Origin of the sequence: Mycobacterium sp. (assembly GCF_050701675.1) — a bacterium.
Taxonomy (GTDB): domain Bacteria; phylum Actinomycetota; class Actinomycetes; order Mycobacteriales; family Mycobacteriaceae; genus Mycobacterium.
This window is the reverse complement of record NZ_JBOGDD010000708.1, coordinates 1-2526: the sequence shown is the minus strand read 5'-3', so window position 1 is coordinate 2526 and position 2526 is coordinate 1. Positions and strand designations below refer to the sequence as shown.

General features: G+C 60.6%; 2 protein-coding genes. Both read left to right on the top strand.

What is annotated here, in order from left to right:
- Nucleotides 1–705, top strand: a 705-nt coding sequence (locus ACRDUX_RS21735) for an FAD binding domain-containing protein (RefSeq protein WP_526416383.1), incomplete at its 5' end; no start/stop codon positions are given.
- Nucleotides 702–2526, top strand: a 1825-nt coding sequence (locus ACRDUX_RS21730) for a xanthine dehydrogenase family protein molybdopterin-binding subunit (protein WP_526416381.1), incomplete at its 3' end; no start/stop codon positions are given. The genes ACRDUX_RS21735 and ACRDUX_RS21730, both read left to right, overlap by 4 nt.

The window sequence follows — 2526 nt, the reverse complement described above, 5'->3', positions numbered from 1 at the left end:
GAACTGAGTTATGTGCGCCGAGGTGATGATGGGCTCCATATCGGCTCATTGACCACGCATCATACTGTTGAGCACGACTGCCACCACCAAACCGCCCAAGGTTTCACCGTCATCACCGATGCCATGCGGTGGGTGGGGCATTTGCCTATCAGGGTGCGTGGCACGATTGGCGGGAGTATTGCACATGGTGATGCAACAGCTGAATGGTGCTTGCTAGCGGTACTTCTCGGGGCGGACATTGTCGTCCGATCGATCCGAGGAAGGCGCACCATCCCCGCTGAAGAGTTCTTCTTGGGTTACTATTCGACTGCACTGGAATTCGATGAGCTCATCACTGAGGTGCACTTTCCTACGTCAAGCCCCCATGCATCCTTGACGGAATATGCGCAACGGCACGGCGACTTCGCTCTCGCTGCCGCCGCGGCGAAGCTTGTGATTGAGGATGGCGCCGTAGTCGACGGGCGGGTGGTGCTCGGCGGCATTGCTCCGGTGCCCGTTGTTGCTGATGCCGCCAACACCATGCTCAGGGTCGAGCGACCGCTGACGGCAGGAGACGTCGCCGCGTGTGCTGATGCGGTAGCAGACTCACTGATACTGGAAGATGCCCTCCAAGTGGACGTTTCGTACATGCGAGGCTTAGTGCGTCACTTGGTAATGCAAGCGCTCCGGCAAGCCGCCGGAGGCCTAGAGATGGTCAGATCATGACAGCCGATAACAGTGTCTCCGATACCGCACTGATCCGAGGTGGCGCTTGGGTCGGAGCCTCGGTGCGCAGGCGCGAGGATCCACGGCTGCTGACCGGGTCCGGTCGGTTCGTCGACGACATGGGGATGCCCGGAATGCTGCATGCACAATTCGTCCGTGCCACGATTGCCGCCGGCGACGTGACGACTCTGAATCTGTCCGAGGCTCGCGGCATGCCGGGAGTGCACGCAGTTTGGAGCGCGAGCGACCTGGCTCTTCAAGGGCTGACGGCACGGCTTGATCGCCCGCTGACGGAGTTTGTTCCCACCGAGATGCCGATCCTGTCTGATCGTCGCATCCGATTCGTCGGGGAACCGCTGGCGATAGCAGTCGCCGATGACGCCTATTTGGCCGAAGATGCCGTCGAAGCCATTATTGTCGAATACGAGCCGCATCGCGCCATCACGACTATCGACGGCGCACTCAGAGCCGGAGCACCGTTGGTCCACAGCGAGGCAGTGGGCAACGTCTTGGTCGATGTGTCGTTGTTCGCCACCCCTGGGGTAGACAGCGCCATGCGGGAGGCCGCGGTCGTCGTCCGGGTCCGCAGCAAGACTGGCCGCCAGAACGCTCTGCCTTTGGAGACGCGAGGCGCCCTGTCTTACTGGGATGACCGTGCCGAGCAATTAGTGATCTATACGCCAACCCAAGTGCCGCACCTCGTGCGCAGTGCAGCAGCCAAATCTCTTGGCCTCGCGGAGCGTAAGGTCCGCGTGATCGTGCCCGACATGGGCGGCGGTTTTGGCATCAAGTGCGTAGTAGGTAGGGAAGAACTTGCCGTGGCCGCCGCCGCCAAGCGTTTACGCCGGCCGGTCAAGTGGATCGAAGATCGTCGAGACGCCCTAACGGCGTCGTTCCTGGCCCGAGAACAAGCCTACGACGTCCGCGCCGCATTCGACGCCGACGGTCGCATCCTCGCTCTCGACGCCGACATTATCTGCGACATGGGTGCGTACTCTTGTTACCCGTTCACCGCTGGTGTCGAGCCGCTGATGGCCTCCACGGAGATGCCCGGCGTGTACCGCGTGCCCGAGTATCGGGTACGGGGCCGGGCGATCGCTTCGAACAAGGCGCCCTCGGCCCCGTATCGGGGCGTCAGCCGACCGCAAATTGTGATGGTCATGGAAAGACTCATGGAACGAGCTGCCCGCGAACTGAATATCGACCCAATTGAAATCCGTCGCCGAAACCTCATCACCGCATTCCCGTACACGGGAGTCAACAACATCACCTACGATCCCGGTTCTTATCTAGAGTCGTTGAACCTCTGCGAACAAGTCCTGCGCGACGAAGGATGGTTCGACCTTCGCGACGGATCGCCAGAGCGTCACATCGGGATCGGCTTCAGTTGTTTCAGCGAGCGCAGCGGCTACGGCTCAGCGGCCTTCGCCGCACGCAAGATGGACGTTGTCCCGGGTTTCGATACTTCCGACATCACTATGGATCTCGATGGAACAGTGTCCGTCACTACGGGGACACTGAGCCACGGCCAGAGCCATGAGACGACAATGGCGCAGATCGTTGCCGACAAACTGCGCCTCGATATCAGCGAGGTCAAAATCATCCAGGGAGACACCGACCGAATTACTTACGGATTTGGTAGTTTCGCGAGCCGATCCATCGTGATCGGTGGCAGTGCTGTGGCACTAGCTTCGGTCAAACTCGGCGAAAAGCTTTGCGAGGTGGCCGCACATCTCCTCGAGACGCACATCGACAACGTCGAACTCGGCGAGGCAAAAGTCCACCGCATCGACGATCCGACTGTGGCTCTGAGCTACGCAC